This window comes from Prosthecobacter sp. Pr1 (assembly GCF_057652315.1).
This window is the reverse complement of sequence record NZ_JBYFBS010000013.1, coordinates 154,169-169,192: the sequence shown is the minus strand read 5'-3', so window position 1 is coordinate 169,192 and position 15,024 is coordinate 154,169. Positions and strand designations below refer to the sequence as shown.

Genomic DNA, 15,024 nt, shown 5'->3' with positions numbered 1-15,024 from the left:
CACCATGAACACGATCCATACACGACGTGAGATGCTGACGACGCTGTCCTCAGGCATCGGCTGGCTGGCCTTTTCAGCGCTGGCGCAGGCGAAGAGCGGACTGGCCGCGCAGCAGCCGCATTTTCCTGCGCGTGCAAAGCGTGTGATCTTCCTCACCATGCGCGGTGGCCCTTCGCACGTGGATCTGTTTGATCACAAGCCGGAACTGATCAAACGCGATGGACAGACTGCGAGTTTGGGCCGCGATTCGTCGGGAGCCAAGTTGTTTGGCCCAGTGCATCCGCTGAAGCAGTTTGGGAAATCAGGGCAGTGGATGACAACACTTTACCCCAAACTGGCGCAGCACGCGGATGATCTGTGCATCATCAATTCCATGCACACCGATCTGCCGAATCATGCTCAGGCCTTCGGGCAGATGCACACCGGCAGCTTTCAGTTTGTGCGGCCTTCAATTGGCGCATGGACACTCTATGGCCTCGGTACGGAAAATGAAAATCTGCCAGGCTTCATCACGCTGAATCCTCCAGCGGACAATGGCGGCGCGCAGAACTATGGGAGTGCCTTTCTGCCGGCGATCTGCCAGGGCACGCGCATTGGGGGATCACAGCTGCCGGAGCTCTATGCCGCGCTGTTTAAAAAGGATGCAGCTCCCGGTCCACCAATGAAGAATATCACGAATGCCAATGTGCCGCGTGACCTTCAGCGGGCGCAGATCGATCTCATTCGCGGCCTGAACGAGCGCAAACTGAAGCGTGATGGGGTTCATCCTGACATCGAAGGCGCGATCGAATCCTTTGAGCTCGCCTTCCGCATGCAGAGCGAAGTTCCCGAAGTGCTCGATCTCCGCAGCGAACCGGAGCACATTCTTAAACTCTATGGCATCGGGCAGGGAAAAGATCAGTTCGCACGGCAATGCCTGCTGGCACGGCGCATGGCTGAGGCTGGAGTGCGTTTCATCGAAATCGCATCTCCTGGAAATTGGGATCATCACAATCGTTTGCGCGAATTGCTGGCCACGAACTGCGTCTCGACAGATCAGCCCATTGCCGCCCTGCTGACGGATTTGAAATCACGCGGCATGCTCAAGGACACCCTCGTCGTGTGGGCTGGAGAATTTGGTCGCACGCCGTACGCGCAGAGCGGCGATGGCCGCGATCACAATCACAAAGGCTACTCCATCTGGATGGCGGGTGGCGGTGTGAAAGGCGGCCTCACGTATGGCGCCACGGATGAGGTGGGCCACAAGGCCGAAGTGAACCCCATGCACATCCACGACTGGCATGCGACGATCCTTCACCTCCTTGGTCTGGATCACACCAAGCTCACGTATTCGTATGGCGGTCGAAACTTCCGTCTGACAAACGTCAGCGGCGAGGTGGCCTCGGGCATTCTAGCCTAAGATTAGGATTGCACCCGCCCCAGAGTGCGCGGTAATATCGAACCAATTCCCATGCAGGTTTGTCTGTGTGGATCAGACTGAATCAAACCCCGAAAATGCCATGAGCGACGGTTCCTCTGATGATCCTGCATCCTCTGCCAGGCGGCCCGCTGGATGGGGCAAGCTGTTCACAGGCCTTCTTTTGGGAGGAGTTCTTGGCGCCGGTGCTTTGTATGTGACGAAGGTGGATCCATCCTTGCTGGCAAAGGCGACACCGTCAGCGCAACCGCCCGCCGCTGCAGTTCCGGGCGAGGAAGTGGAAGTGCCGGTGAAGCATGAGGGGCTGCCACGCACTCCATTTGAGAAAGGCACGCTGCCGGCGGACGAGCCGGTGGAGTCGATCAAGATCACGCTGGGCGTTGGCACGGATGGTACCGCTTTGAGCGAACCTGTGGATGTGCACCTGGGCCTCGGCTTTCCGCTGCGCTTGTATCCGCTGGGTGGTGTGAAGCGGGAGCCGTCGTTTGCGGCATTTCCGCACAAGTCATCGCTGGAGGGCATGTCGGATGCCATTCAGCCGGGGCAGATGGCGACATTTGAATTTTCCGCAAAGGATGATGATGCCGGACTCGATGCCCTGCGCACTTCGCAGCAATTGCTGGCTGACGTGAAGTGCGGGGACCTGCAGCGCATTGGCTTTGCTTCGCAGGGGCGCAGCGACTGGGTGCTGGCGGGGTATCGCATCGAGGTGAATGGCAAGCTCTTTGCTGCGAACGGTCTGGTGGATGCGCGGGCGCAGGAGAAGCTGGCATCCAGCCGTGCCAGCCTCATGAAGCTGCTGCCGGACTATGAGGCGAAGACGAATGCGACGAATTTGAACGATCAGGAAAAAGCAGAGCTCAAGACCACGCATGCGCTGGTTCGCGCTCTCAGTGGACGCGTCGTGGGCGCGGTTCCATGGTTTGAAGAAAGCGATGAAGCTTTGAATGCTGCAAGACCGGCGGGCACCAAGGTGGAGAACCTGCGCATCACACTCACGGGCGGCAAAGGACCGCAGCAGGGCACACGCAATCCGGTGTATCTCGTGGCCGGTGCGCGGAAATTCCTGCTGTCTTCTGAGATGGATCCGCTGCGTGATGCCAACGAGCCACAGCTTTTTGACCTCGCGGCATTTGAGCTGGCGATGAATCCGCTCACCAAAGAAACTTTGACCACACCCGGCGTGGGCATCATCGGTAGCGGCGCTCCCACGAACAAAATTCCGGATCGTGCGCAATTGCAGAGCGTGAAGATCGAGGCCGACGGGCAGGTGGTTTATGACAGTGACAAGCAGCCTGAGGATCAGAAGACACTGCCTGCGCTCTGGCTCACTCCTGCTGCCTATTACAATGAAGCGGGAGATCTGATGCGGCCCCCGGCTGCAGCCACGGAGGTGCCGGTGTGGAAATCAGGCATGACGCTTCCTAGCCCTCCTCCTGCAGTGCCTTTGCCGCCTGAACCTCCACCATTGGTGGTAGTGCCCCCGATTCCTCCGCTCCCACCGCCACCGTTGCTGCCCCCCGTGCGCACTATTTTGCCAGGTGGCTTGCCGCCTCCGGGCGGTGGACTGTTCCCGCTGCTCAATGCACTGGCACAATTGCTCTTCCCTCTGCCACCGCCTGCAGCACCCCTGATCAGCGGCGTGCGCATTGCTCCTGCCACACCGATCGTGTGTGATGGCGATGCGGTGACGGTGACTTGGAACGTGGGCGGCAACACTTCCAGCATCGCCTCCTGGCGCGTCGATCTGTTTGCCGTGCTGCCACACAAAGCCGCGCCGGTGCTGATCACGCCCATGGCGACCAAGATCGGTGGTTTTCCCGGAGCCACCAGTGCGGTGATGCCGCCCATCAACCGTGCTGCCATCGCGGGTCTGCTGACGGCGGGTTCCGCCGAGGCGCTCTACCTCTATGTGCAGCCGCGTGTCACCGCGCTGGGCCCCTTGGGGAATGTGATCACTGCGGCCAATGGTTCGCTGCTGCCTTTGTTCCCGGCGGGTACGACGACGGCCAATGTGGGGCTGAAACGCGGAGGCATTCTGCCGCCCTTTGGAATCGGCAATGCACCCGCACCAAGCTTTCAGGTCACACCCACGGTAACGCCGCCATTTTTAAAATGGAAGGGCATGGCCTTGGCGGATCCGCTGGCCATTCGCAATGCCTGGAGCCTCACCGCCGAGCATGGCAGTCATTTTGGTCTGCTGTTTGCCAGTCATGAAAACATCCCCGGCGCGGTCACGCTGCCCGCGTGGAGCACGGCGGCCCGTCCCACTGGCAATGGCAGCGAGATGATCACCGTTCGGTTTGAGGGATTGGTGCCGCTTCCTGCTGCGGCCAATGGGCTGCGTGCCGTGGCGTACATCGCCTTTGTGGGTGGTTCTTCGCCTGCCACCAAAGCGCAGGTGCTCGCGCGTGCAGAGCTCAGCAGCGGACCCATCCGGCGCAATACTGCGGGCAATGTGATGCCTCTGCCCTTTGGTGCGCAGCCGTTCTTCACGCTGCAAACCACCAGTCTGGTGCCAGCGGTTCCCTTGGCCAAATCCCAGCCATTGCTGCTGGTGGACATGCCGCTGCGGTTTGACCGCATGGCGGCAAATAATTTCGTCGGCTACCCGCTCGATCCTGTGAATGGCGCCAGCTATTCTTTCGCGGGTCCGCCCGCCTTCAATCCGGCCGCCTACATCGCTCAGGCCGGCACCGGCACGATGTACGTCACGCTCACCTACATGGTCACGCTGAACACTGCGGATGCGACGGACGCCGTCGGTGTGCTCGGAGTCCGCCTTGTCCCTGACAACACGCCATGAAAACGCTCCTGCCTCTTTTCATACTCCTCGCTGCGCCGCTGCTGCATGCGGCGGATGGCAGTGTGCATGGTCGTGTTTACGGTCAGAATGAAAAGGGCGAAAACCTCGGCCCGGTGGCCCATGCGAAGATCGAATTGAAAAGTGAGGCGGGCGCCGCTTCCTCGACTGTGACGACCAACGAGTACGGCTACTACCAGATCGCCACGCTGGCGGCGGGGGCTTATCGATACAAAGTCTCCGCAGCTGGATTCCGTGATGAAGATGAAATGCGCGGCTTTGCCATGCCGCAGGACACACGTGAGTTTGTGCATGACTTCCTCCTCACGAGCGAGGCAAAACCCGGCAGCTCGCCGCCGCAGTCAAACATCGTCCAGCCTGCCGTCCATGGCCGGGTCTATGGTCAGACGGAAAAAGGCGACAACCTCGGTCCAGTTCCCGGAGCGAAAGTGGAACTGCTCTCCGGCGGCAAGGTTGTGGCGAATGCCACGGCCAGTTCACCCGGCGGTTATTATGAGATCAAGAATCTGCCGCCTGCGGACTACGCCTATCGCGTCACAGCAGCCGGCTTTGCACTGGAAGATGCCGGACGCGGGTTCACCGTGCCCCAAGGCACCCTCGAATACGTGCATGATTTCCTCCTGTCAAAGACGCCGCCTAAACGAGAGAAGTGCGATCTGGCCGTGCTCGTCGTGAAACGCATCAGCAGTGGCAATGACCGTTCGACTGATGCTCGTGTGCCGGTGGCGAATGCCAGGCTCGTGCTCCAGCCTGCGGGAAATCTTCCCACACCGCTCAATCAACCTTTCGTGACGGATGCGAAGGGCGAATACAGTGCGAAGGATCTCGCGGAGGGAAGATACACCGTCGCTATCGACGCCCCGGAGTGCGAGCCGTTCACCGGAGATTTGACGGTGAAGTGCGACAAGGATGGAAACGTCATCTTTGAACTCAAACCCTGCAATGAACTCCTCCATGGCTATGTGCGAGCCATCGTGAATGAAGGCTGGGGGCCGTCGCCACAAGCGAAAGCCGCAGCGGAGCGGGCCTATCAGCGTGCGATGAAGGCGGATGCCAAAGATGGAAGCGTGAACTACGCCCATGCGCTCGCCTTGCTCAGTGCGGGGGATTACACCGCAGCGCAACAGAGCCTCTCGGCAGCGATTGGCAAGAAAAGCGACAGCACCACCTGGGACCGTGCCTGTGAGGCACGGCTCTGGATGAACCTGTGCCTGCACCAGCCGGTGCAGGCTGCACGTGAGATGCGCTCACTGGCGCAGAATCATTATTCGACTCGTGCATCCACTCAGGCGGCGAAGGATACGGCGCATGTCTGCGGCATTGGGCTGGGTTTGATTCAGGGGCCGTGGAAAGATCTGGTGAGTGCTGGCGATGCCGTGCTGCTGGAGCGCGAATTGCTCGCGGCCTTCAAAGGCGACCTTCTGTCCGAATGCATGAAGGCGCGTGACCACGTGGCGGCTGAATACGGAAAGCTCAAAACTGCGGAAGATGCTGCGCGCAACACGCTGATGGCAGGCATTACGGAAAAGCGTAACGCGGAGATCGCACGCCTGGCGGAGCGGCAGACTGCAATCAGCAAGGAGGTTGCCGCGCTTGATCCCGACATTCAGACACTTCAGGCCACCGTGAACCAGTTTGACCAGCAGTACCGCATTCAGGTGGCCGGGTTCACGCAGCAGCAGCAGGCCAATGCGGTGCAACTGCAGGCGCTGAACGCAAGATTGCAGCAGATCAGCATCTGCATGGCGCAGGACCAGGTGCAGCTTCAGGGGGCTGCGCAGCAGCAGCAGATGCCGCAATCTCCCACGATGAAGCCGGGCATGCGCCCCGGCATGCAGCAGCCGGGCGCTGGCACGCAGGCCATCATGGTGGAAATCCAGCAGCATCAGGTGGAGATTCAGCAGATCCGCCAGCAGATGCAGGTCATTCAAAACCAGAATGTGCAGATGGGCGCAAACGTGGCGAATTTGCAGGCGCAATTCAATCGCAATGCCGGAGCGGCACAGACGGATCTGAATCTCAAGCTGCAGCGCCGGGGAGTGCTGACTCAGGAGTTTGAAACGCTCGACCGCCAGCGCACGGCGCCGTTTGATCCCAATGCTTTCAGTACGCCTGAGATTGATGATCTTGTCCGGCGCGGGCGCTCTCTGAAAACCTACCGCGATCTGCCTCTGGAGGTGCGCCGCGAGGAGCTGCTGGATCAGTTTGACTGCGGTGCGGCGAAGGAGCCAAAGCGTCTCGCGAACACAGCCAGTGCGGCTGAAATCAAGGAGCCAGCGTTCATCACCGCCAGATCTCCTGCCTCGAATGCACCAGCATCGGTGCCCTCTGTCATGCCCGCGCAGCCGGTTCCGGAAAACTCCGGCATGCCTCCGCTCAAACCGCTGCCGCCAGAGGCCACCGCCATCAAACCACCGCCTAACGCGGGTGATCCCGCCGAGGTCGTCATCACCAACAATCACACAGGGACGGTGCGTATCTTTGGTCTTTCCCCGGGCGCAGACAACGAACTCTTCGTACGCTCGCTGGAGGCGGGCGAAGAAGCCATGATTCCCGTCCGCATTGGCCAGACGTTGATCATGCGCCCCTCAGCCGGCGGGCGCGAACTGCAACGCCACAAGGTGGGCAAGAAGCTGGAAGTCTTGAAATTGGGCGGTGTGCCGCCGTAAAGCCGTCCAGTTGCGCCGCAACTGGAACCCCGTTGCGGCGCGACGGATCAACTCTACGCATGCCGCCCTTTAAAGGTGAGTTCGGCAATGCCCGATTTATCGAGTCCGCCTAGGCCCAGCGCGACCATCTTTTCATACTGCGCCTTGGTGGCGTCATTGAGCGGCAGATGCAGGCCGACGGTCTTCGCCACTTCGGCTGCAATCCCGCTGTCCTTGGCGGCATGCTCGGCGGAGAACCAGCAGTCGTGCTCGCGGGCCACCATGTCAGCGCTGTCGGTTTCCAGCACACGAGAATTCGCTCCGGTCTGGCTGAAGACTTCGCGGATCATGTTCAGATCGTGACCGAGCGCGGCGGCGAGTCCCAGACCCTCGGCCAGACCGGCGGTGTTGATGTTCATGACCATGTTGACGAGGGCCTTGACTTCGGCAGCGCTGCCTGGGCCTCCGACGAAACGGCGGTTCATGCTCATCTGCTCGATCATGGTCTGCACCCGCTGGTAGGTGGCTTCGTCACCGGCCAGCATGAGGTAGAGCTTCCCCTCACGCGCATGACTGATGGAGGAGGCCATGCAGGCTTCCAGACTGTGAGCACCGACAGCCGCAGCCGCAGCATACACTTCACGATGGATCGCTGGAGACAGCGTGGCGCAGTTGACGAAGATCTTGCCGCTTGCGTTGTTGAGCAGGCTGTCCCCGCTGCCAAGGAAGATGCCGCGCATCGCTGCATCATTGGTGACGACGGTAAAAATGACATCGGCGGCGGCGGTGACGTCCGCAAGCCGGGTGCAGGCCGTGCAGCCGAGCTCTGCGGCCAGATCGGCGGCGGCCTGGGTGTTCACATCGAGAACAGAAGTGATATTGTAACCACAATCTTTGAGGCGGCGGGCCATGTTGGCCCCCATTTTACCGACTCCGACGAAAGCAACGGTTTGGGACATGATGGGTTGGGCTAGTTGGGTTTACTTGAACTCAGGATAAAACGGATTGTGGGCTTTTTCTTCTCCGACGGTGGTCATGGGGCCGTGGCCGGGGCAGATCACCGTGTTGTCTGGCTGGGTGAAGATCTCCTTCCGGTTGGTGGCAAGGGCATCGGCATACGAAACCATGCCACCTCCCATGCTGGAGGCAAACAGGGCGTCTCCCACGATAGCGATGGGGTGCTTCAAACCGCTGACAAGATAAGTGATGCCGCCTTTCGAGTGGCCCCAGGTGCTGCGTGCCTCAATGCGCAGGCCGCCCGATTCCCATGCTTCGGTGTCGCTGAGCTGGAAGGTTTTCGCACCGGGGCAGGGTTCCTTCTCATGGGCAAAGACCGTGACTGCACCGTCAGCGGACAATTTGGCGAGGTCGAGAATGTGGTCCGGATGCGTGTGCGTGAGGAAAATGAGGCTGAGATTCAGCCCTTTCTTCTGGATGAAGTTGATCATGGGGGTGGCGTCCGCCCCAGTATCAAATGCCACCGCGTTTTTCGTTTCAGCGTCCCAAACGAGATACGCATTCACCGTCATGTCGTGGTACATGGTGTTGAACTGTTCCAGGCCGGACACGTTGACGGGGATTGGACGCCATTCATTGTGTGCCATGGCCACCAGCGACAAGCCTTCAAGCTGCAGGTGGGGGGCGATTTTGCGCAGAACAAGGTCATCCACCTTGCCGGATTTGGCAGCGGCGATGTCTTCGACACTGGCGCCGGAGCGGGCGGCGAGGTCGGCATCGGTAATGCCCAGTCCACGCATGGACTTGGCGATCACATCATTAAACAGGTCTTCGAGAGGGAGCAGCATGGGTGGCGAATTCAAGGCGTTCTGACGGCGAAGGCAAGGGCTATGTGCCGCCGACCCGGCACAAACCAAAGCGTCATCTGCCAGTGGCGAGCTCTTGCCACCCACAGAGTCACAGGTAACATCGGCCCGCTATGACAGATCTCGACATTCGTGAAATTCACTTTCTCCGCGGACCCAACATCTGGACGAACTATCCAGTCCTGGAAGCCTGGGTGGATTTGGGTGGCCTGAAGGACACGTCATCAGACATCGTGCCTGGTTTTTCCGAACAGCTCAAGACGTGGTTCCCCGGCATGATTGAGCACCGTTGCAGCATCGGCGAGCGCGGCGGCTTTTTTCAGCGGCTCGACACCGGCACCTGGCCGGGGCACATCCTTGAGCATGTGACCTTGGAACTCCAGACCCTGGCCGGACATACCGTCGGTTTTGGCAAGGCGCGGGAAACCTGCGTGGAGGGCCTGTACAAAGTGGTCATCGAGTATCTGGATGAGGTCGTGGCGGAGGCCTGCATGCGCGAGGCCCGCGAGATCCTCCTGGCCGGATATGCCGGCAGGGACTATGACATCGCTGACGCCGTGGCGCGCATGAAGCGCGTGGTGGACCGCAACGCGCTGGGTCCCAGCACGAACGCCATCATCGCCGCAGCAGAAAAACGCGGCATCCCATGGCGGCGGCTCCGTGAGGGCCGCAGTCTGGTACAGCTAGGGCAGGGGGTGAACCAGCGCCGTATCTGGACCGCAGAAACCGATCGCACAGGGGCGATTGCGGAGCACATCGTGCAGGACAAGGACCTGACGCGTACCTTGTTGAGTAAAGCAGGGGTTCCCGTCCCTGAAGGGCGGGTCGTTGCCAATCCTGACGACGCCTGGGAGGCGGCTGAGGACATCGGTACTCCCGTGGTGGTGAAACCGCAGGACGCTAACCACGGACGCGGCGTGTTCATCAACCTCACCACGCGTGAACAGGTGGAGAGCGCATTTCAAACCGCCTCGACCGAAGGGGACGGAGTCATGGTGGAGCGCTTCATTCCTGGCAATGACCATCGTCTGCTGGTCGTCGGTGGGGAGCTGATCGCAGCCAGCCGTGGCGATCACGCGGTCGTCATGGGCAACGGCACCGACACGATCAGCGTGCTGGTGGACACCCAGCTAAACACCAATCCGCTGCGCGGTGTGAGTGACTTCTGCCCATGGTCCAAGATCGACACGGAAGAGTGGGATCCTGCGATTCTCTCAGAGCTGGAGAAGCAGGATTACCAGCCGGACTCGATTCCCAATGCCGGAGAGCGTGTGCTGATCTCGCGTTTTGCCAACTGGTCCACCGAGGTCACGGGTCTGGTGCATCCACGCAATCGTGAACACGTCACCATCGCTGCGCAGGTGGCGGGTCTGGACATCTGCGGTGTGGATGTGGTTTGCACGGACATCGCCAAACCCCTCGAAGATCAGGGCGGTGCTGTGGTGGAGCTGAATGCCAGCCCGGGGCTCATCATGCACCTGCGCCCGGCCATGGGTGAGGTGCGGCCTGTGGGGGAGGCGATCATCAACATGCTGTTCCCTGCTGAAAAAAACGGCCGCATTCCTGTAATTGGAATTACTGGCACCCATGGCAAGACCACCACCGCCAGGCTCCTGGCGCACCTGTTGAAAGCCACTGGAAAGTTTCTCGGTGTGTGCCACAGCGGTGGATTACAGTTGGGAGAGCGCAGAGCTTGCACGAATAAAGGTGACCGCACCAGCGGCACGCACGGGATTTTGCTGCACCCATGGACTGAGATTGCCATTTGCGAGACCAGTGCTGAATCAATTCTGCTTGAGGGCCTCGGCTACGATCGCTGCCAGATCGGTGTGGTGCTCAATGTGGGCACCGAACACCTTGGGCTGGGTTACATCGACACCCTGGAGCAGATGACAAAGGTGAAGCGCTGCGTGGTGGATGTCGTGCTGCCAGAGGGGACTGCCGTTCTCAATGCTGATGATGCACTCGTGGCTGGCATGGCTGAGTCAGATTACTGCCGGTGCAGTGTTATGCTCTTCTCGCACGTGGCGGATAATCCTGGGGTCATTGCCCATCGCGCCAAAGGTGGGCGCGCAGCCTTCGTGCGGGACGATGCGGTTTATCTGGCCGAAGGAGACAATGAGCGCCGTCTGTGCGCACTGAGTGAGGTGGCCATGCCGCTCGCCGGTCATTTTACCTTCAATGTTCACAATGTTCTCGCCGCCGTGGGCGCCGCATGGTCCTATGGACTCGAGGATCAGGCGATCATTAAAGGTTTGGGCAGCTTCGAATAAATTCGTGGGCTTCACATCACCTCAAACCAAGGGGATCAGGATAATACCCTCCGTTGGCGCACCTGTTTCAACAAACCATGGCCTTATAGTCTGATGTAAATCTTGCGGCGGTACATCCACAACGCCACCAGCCAAAAAGCCACGAAGGTGCAGAATCCAATGGTGACCGGCCTGAGTTCCTGGCCAAAGACATCAAAGACGCGAGTGCCGAAGTGTTTCTGAAGAGTTTCGGAAAACCAAATGTCCAGTGTGTGGCGCATCACATAGAAGGCCAGCGAGTTCACGCCGACGACAAGGAAGGGGAAGGACCAGCGCCGCCATTGCCTGACATCGATGATTTGATACAGCGCTGCTAAAATCAGCAGGCAACCGCCGCCGCTGAAGAAGACCCAGGCCGGTGTCCACAAACGCTTCACAATCGGGCAGATGCCGCCGAAGTGCAGCACAAAACTGAAGGCCAGGCAGGCCACACTCGCCACCATGAGCTGCCTGGCCGGCTGGTCTCCTCGCTTGATCCAGGTGCCTGCCATCACTCCGAGGATCATGGTGGCGATGGTGGGAATGAAGTTCAGGGTCGTGTATCCTCCGAGATAGCCCACGTAGGGGCGCTCACGCGGGAACTCGTTGAGCAGCCAGCGGTCAAAGCTCCAGCCCACATTGCGGTTGTGATTCCAGTGGGCAAAAAAGCCGGTGAAATCATGCTGCCAGCCTTCCGGGGTGTTGAAGTCCATCGGATTGGCATGCGGCGGCATGATGGGATAGCAGGCATACATCAGCCATGAGGCGGTCAGGATGAGGCCAAACCAGATCCACCGTGTCCGTGTGCTGCAGTAAGCCAAAGCATACACCGCCATGTAACCCAGACCAGTCTGGGTCAAAGTCTCGTCAAAGGTCCAGTGCGTCATGTCACGGTCCACACTGCGCAGGAAAATCCCCAGGAATATCAGCGCCACTGACCGCCACAGCGCATGCAGTGTCATGTGCCACTGCGACTGGCCTTTTCGCGAACGTGCCGAAACAGAGAACACCAGCGACGCCCCGGTCAAAAAGGCAAACGACGGGTGGATCAGGTCGTTCAGTGAACAGCCCACCCATGGAATGTGGGAGGAATGATGACCGAGAAACTGCCAGATCGCGCTGTCGGGAAAGAGCACCGATACGTCATCCAGTTGCAGCAGACGCAGACCAAGCAGAAACATCACGATGCCTCGATAGACATCGAGCGAGCCGATACGTGGAGGCGTGGCGGGCGGGGTGTTAACGGAGTTCAAGGTCAGTAGTAGTGCTCCAGCTTGCGTTTGCTGATGCGGTCCAATCTGGCGACATTGGGTATGAGATAGCGCGTGTTCCCCCGGTCCACAACGACCAGACGACCATGGCCGAGAGGCTGAATGCTTTCATCCGTCTCCACTTCAAAGCTGGTGTCGCCCCGATCCGTGGTGACATGCCATTCGTGACCATTCGCCAGACGCACGATGCGGTGGATCACCTGAATGATGGGGACGAAGTCGCGCCGGGCCAGTGCCTCCAGCAGCAGGGTGCGCGAAGGTTCGGACAGGCTTTGCGGATCCTCGATGCACAGAATCTCACGCGCGCCTTCGGACTGGATGGAGATCCAGTGGTCCTTCTCAGTCAGCGGGAAAAGTTTGACGGGATGCACATTCGTATGCCGGATGCCGTTGCTGTCCACCAGTGCCAGCCGGCCCTGGCTTTCCTTGGCAAATTCAATATTCAGTGGCTGTGGCGTGCTCATGCGTGATTCACCTCCAACATGGCCTGATGCAGGCGCGCATAGGTGCCGCTGCTCTCCAGCAGTTGCTCATGAGACCCAATTTCCTTGATGCGGCCTTCCTCGATCACCACCAGCCGGCTCGCCTTGCGCAGGGTGCCCAGGCGATGCGCAATGGCAATGGTGGTGCGTCCTTTGACAAGATGATCCAGCGCCGCCTGGATTTCACGCTCGGTCTCAGTGTCCACGGATGAGGTGGCCTCATCCAGGATCAAAATGGCCGGATCCACGAGCAGCGCACGCGCGATGCTGATGCGCTGCCGCTCACCGCCAGAAAGCTGCTGGCCGCGCTCTCCCACCAGCGAATCGTAAGCATCCGCCAGCCGCATGATGAAGTCATGCGCACGTGCCGCACGCGCCGCGGCGACGATCTCCGCACGTGTCGCATTCGGTTTCCCATACGCGATGTTTTCCGCGATCGTGCCATAGAAAAGATACGGCTCCTGCAGCACCAGCCCGAGGTTTCTGCGGTAGTCCATCACATCGACGTCACTCAGATTGTAGCCGTCCACCAGCACCGCGCCTTCGCTCACCTCGAAGAAGCGGCATGCCAGGTTGACCAGCGTCGTTTTGCCGGCGCCGCTTGGCCCCACAAATCCCACCATCTCACCCGGGGCGATTTTCAAACTGATGCCTCGAATGATTTCACGTGATCCGTAGCGGAATTTCACATCGCGGAACTCGATCTCGCCACGCAGGCGGCCCACCTTGATCGCATTGCGCTGCACGGGCACGTCAGGTTTCACATCCAGCACATCAAAAACGCGGTGCGCACTGGCGGCTGCCCGCTGCATGGAGGCGGTGAAGCGGCTCATCGAGTCCATGCGTTCGTAGAAGCTGCTGATGTAAAGCACGAAGCCGGTCAGCACCCCCACCGTGATGCTGTCATGTGCCACACTCCAGGCACCTACCGCCCACACGATCAGCAGGCCCAGGTCCGTCAGCAGCTTGATCATCGGTGTGAAGAACGACCAGGTCTTGTTCACGCGGTCATTGGTGTCAAAGATGTGCTTGTCCGCCACGCGGAAGCGTTCGATCTCACGCTGCTCCTGGGCAAACGCCTTGACTACGCGCACGCCGGGGATCGTGTCCGCCAGCACGCTGGTGAGCTGGCTTCCCGCACGGCTGGCGGCGGCAAACCCGCCGCGCAGATGCTCACGCACGCGCTGCACCAGCCAGGCAACGATGGGCACTGGTCCCAGTGCGGCCACGGCCAGGATGGGATTGATGCTGAACAAGATGACCGCCGTGAAAATGAACTGCAGCACGTCACAGAAAAAGTCGATGAAGTTCACCGAGATGAACAGGGAGAGATGCTCCGTGTCCGAACCAATGCGTGAAATGAGGTCGCCGGTGCGCTTGCGGTTGAAGTAGGTGAGGGAGAGCCGCTGCAGGTGCTCAAACGTCTCCCTCCGCATGCGGCTGGTCACATGCTCGGCTATGCGCGCCACCACGAAAGTTTTCCCCCAATTCAGGGCCCAGGTCAGCAGCGCAGCCAGAGCCAGTTCGGTGATGAATACATAGACCTTCCGCACATGCACCAGTTCAGTCTGGCTTTGCAGCGGGATGAGCACGTCATCCACCAGAGACATGGTGAGCCAGGGCGCTATCATTTGCGCCCCGGTACTTGCCATCGTCAGCACCAGTCCGAGAAACAGCAGCCGGTACCATGGACGGGCAAAACTCAGCAGTCGCAGCAGCGGCTTCCCTGGCGGTATGTACCCTTCGGCATCTTCAGCGGCAAAGATCTCCTCCTCATCGTCCTCTTTTTCATTGCCGCCATTTTCGGAACCAGCAGCATCACCGCTCAGCGTCCGGCATTGATCACGGAACCGGGCCAGAAATGCTTCTGCCTGGCGCAGGCAGCCGGACGTCACCCGCCACTGGCCGAGGAGCGTTCCGTTTCCCATGAGGTGCAGCGCAATGGTCGCGCCCATTTCCTCCAGCTGAAATTCCTGCAGATCTGCCAGCTTCCAGGCGACGAAGCGCGGCTGGCTCGTACCCTCATCCTCAAAATGCAGCAGGCGGGTGTTGGTTAGCACGATCAGTCCATGCCTGAAATGCAGCCCTGCATCCAAATCCGTCATCAGACGGGCGATCGTGCGTTCACCGGATGCCAGTTTGGACTCGGCATGCTGAAGCAGAAATTCGGGAAGATCTTGGAAAAGTGGACGCGGCAAAATGGAGGCGGATCGTGGAACCCGCCGAAAGTCCGATGTTACCGTAGCTTGTCAAACTGGGGCGGTTATT

9 protein-coding genes are annotated in these 15,024 nt (G+C 59.8%); 4 read left to right on the top strand and 5 right to left on the bottom strand.

What is annotated here, in order from left to right; all coding sequences use genetic code 11:
* Positions 1-4 precede the first annotated feature (4 nt).
* From AC24GY_RS20145 to AC24GY_RS20135, 3 genes are all read left to right on the top strand, one after another.
* The gene (locus AC24GY_RS20145) at positions 5-1,399 is read left to right on the top strand and encodes a DUF1501 domain-containing protein (protein WP_487686662.1); all 1,395 of its coding nucleotides are present in this window, start codon (positions 5-7) and stop codon (positions 1,397-1,399) included.
* Positions 1,400-1,499: 100 nt separating this feature from the next.
* Complete coding sequence (locus tag AC24GY_RS20140; protein WP_487686661.1) at positions 1,500-4,223, top strand: hypothetical protein; 2,724 nt, start codon at positions 1,500-1,502, stop codon at positions 4,221-4,223.
* Positions 4,220-6,910, top strand: a complete 2,691-nt coding sequence (locus AC24GY_RS20135; protein WP_487686660.1) for a carboxypeptidase regulatory-like domain-containing protein — start codon at positions 4,220-4,222, stop codon at positions 6,908-6,910. The genes AC24GY_RS20140 and AC24GY_RS20135 overlap by 4 nt, the downstream gene beginning before the upstream one ends.
* A gap of 53 nt (positions 6,911-6,963) precedes the next feature.
* On the opposite strand, the gene AC24GY_RS20130 is transcribed toward AC24GY_RS20135, so the two are convergent.
* Together AC24GY_RS20130 and AC24GY_RS20125 are read right to left on the bottom strand one after the other, a co-directional pair.
* The gene (locus AC24GY_RS20130; RefSeq protein ID WP_422319153.1) at positions 6,964-7,848 is read right to left on the bottom strand and encodes an NAD(P)-dependent oxidoreductase; all 885 of its coding nucleotides are present in this window, start codon (positions 7,846-7,848) and stop codon (positions 6,964-6,966) included.
* 21 nt (positions 7,849-7,869) lie between these two features.
* A complete protein-coding gene (locus AC24GY_RS20125) occupies positions 7,870-8,694 on the bottom strand; it encodes an MBL fold metallo-hydrolase (RefSeq protein WP_422319151.1) in 825 nt (274 codons plus the stop codon).
* 131 nt (positions 8,695-8,825) lie between these two features.
* On the opposite strand from AC24GY_RS20125, the gene AC24GY_RS20120 reads away from it, so the two are divergent.
* Positions 8,826-10,985 (top strand): cyanophycin synthetase, encoded by a 2,160-nt coding sequence (locus AC24GY_RS20120; RefSeq protein ID WP_487686659.1) that lies wholly within the window; start codon positions 8,826-8,828, stop codon positions 10,983-10,985.
* Positions 10,986-11,068: 83 nt separating this feature from the next.
* Here the strand turns inward: AC24GY_RS20120 and AC24GY_RS20115 are convergent, their stop codons facing one another.
* Genes AC24GY_RS20115 through AC24GY_RS20105 form a run of 3 tightly spaced genes read right to left on the bottom strand, consistent with a single transcriptional unit; the run spans position 11,069 to position 14,954 of the window.
* Complete coding sequence (locus AC24GY_RS20115) at positions 11,069-12,256, bottom strand: acyltransferase family protein (RefSeq protein ID WP_487686658.1); 1,188 nt, start codon at positions 12,254-12,256, stop codon at positions 11,069-11,071.
* 2 nt (positions 12,257-12,258) lie between these two features.
* Entirely contained in the window at positions 12,259-12,738 is a 480-nt protein-coding gene (locus AC24GY_RS20110; RefSeq protein ID WP_487686657.1) for a DUF1854 domain-containing protein, read from the bottom strand.
* A complete protein-coding gene (locus AC24GY_RS20105) occupies positions 12,735-14,954 on the bottom strand; it encodes a cyanophycin metabolism-associated ABC transporter (RefSeq protein ID WP_487686656.1) in 2,220 nt (739 codons plus the stop codon). The genes AC24GY_RS20110 and AC24GY_RS20105 overlap by 4 nt, the downstream gene beginning before the upstream one ends.
* Positions 14,955-15,024 lie beyond the last annotated feature (70 nt).

Excerpts from the sequence above, each read along its gene's own strand:
- AC24GY_RS20145 (WP_487686662.1), top strand. The coding sequence starts at position 5 with ATGAACACGATCCATACACGACGTGAGATGCTGACGACGCTGTCCTCA.
- AC24GY_RS20140 (WP_487686661.1), top strand. The coding sequence starts at position 1,500 with ATGAGCGACGGTTCCTCTGATGATCCTGCATCCTCTGCCAGGCGGCCC.
- AC24GY_RS20135 (WP_487686660.1), top strand. The coding sequence starts at position 4,220 with ATGAAAACGCTCCTGCCTCTTTTCATACTCCTCGCTGCGCCGCTGCTG.
- AC24GY_RS20130 (WP_422319153.1), bottom strand. The coding sequence starts at position 7,848 with ATGTCCCAAACCGTTGCTTTCGTCGGAGTCGGTAAAATGGGGGCCAAC.
- AC24GY_RS20125 (WP_422319151.1), bottom strand. The coding sequence starts at position 8,694 with ATGCTGCTCCCTCTCGAAGACCTGTTTAATGATGTGATCGCCAAGTCC.
- AC24GY_RS20120 (WP_487686659.1), top strand. The coding sequence starts at position 8,826 with ATGACAGATCTCGACATTCGTGAAATTCACTTTCTCCGCGGACCCAAC.
- AC24GY_RS20110 (WP_487686657.1), bottom strand. The coding sequence starts at position 12,738 with ATGAGCACGCCACAGCCACTGAATATTGAATTTGCCAAGGAAAGCCAG.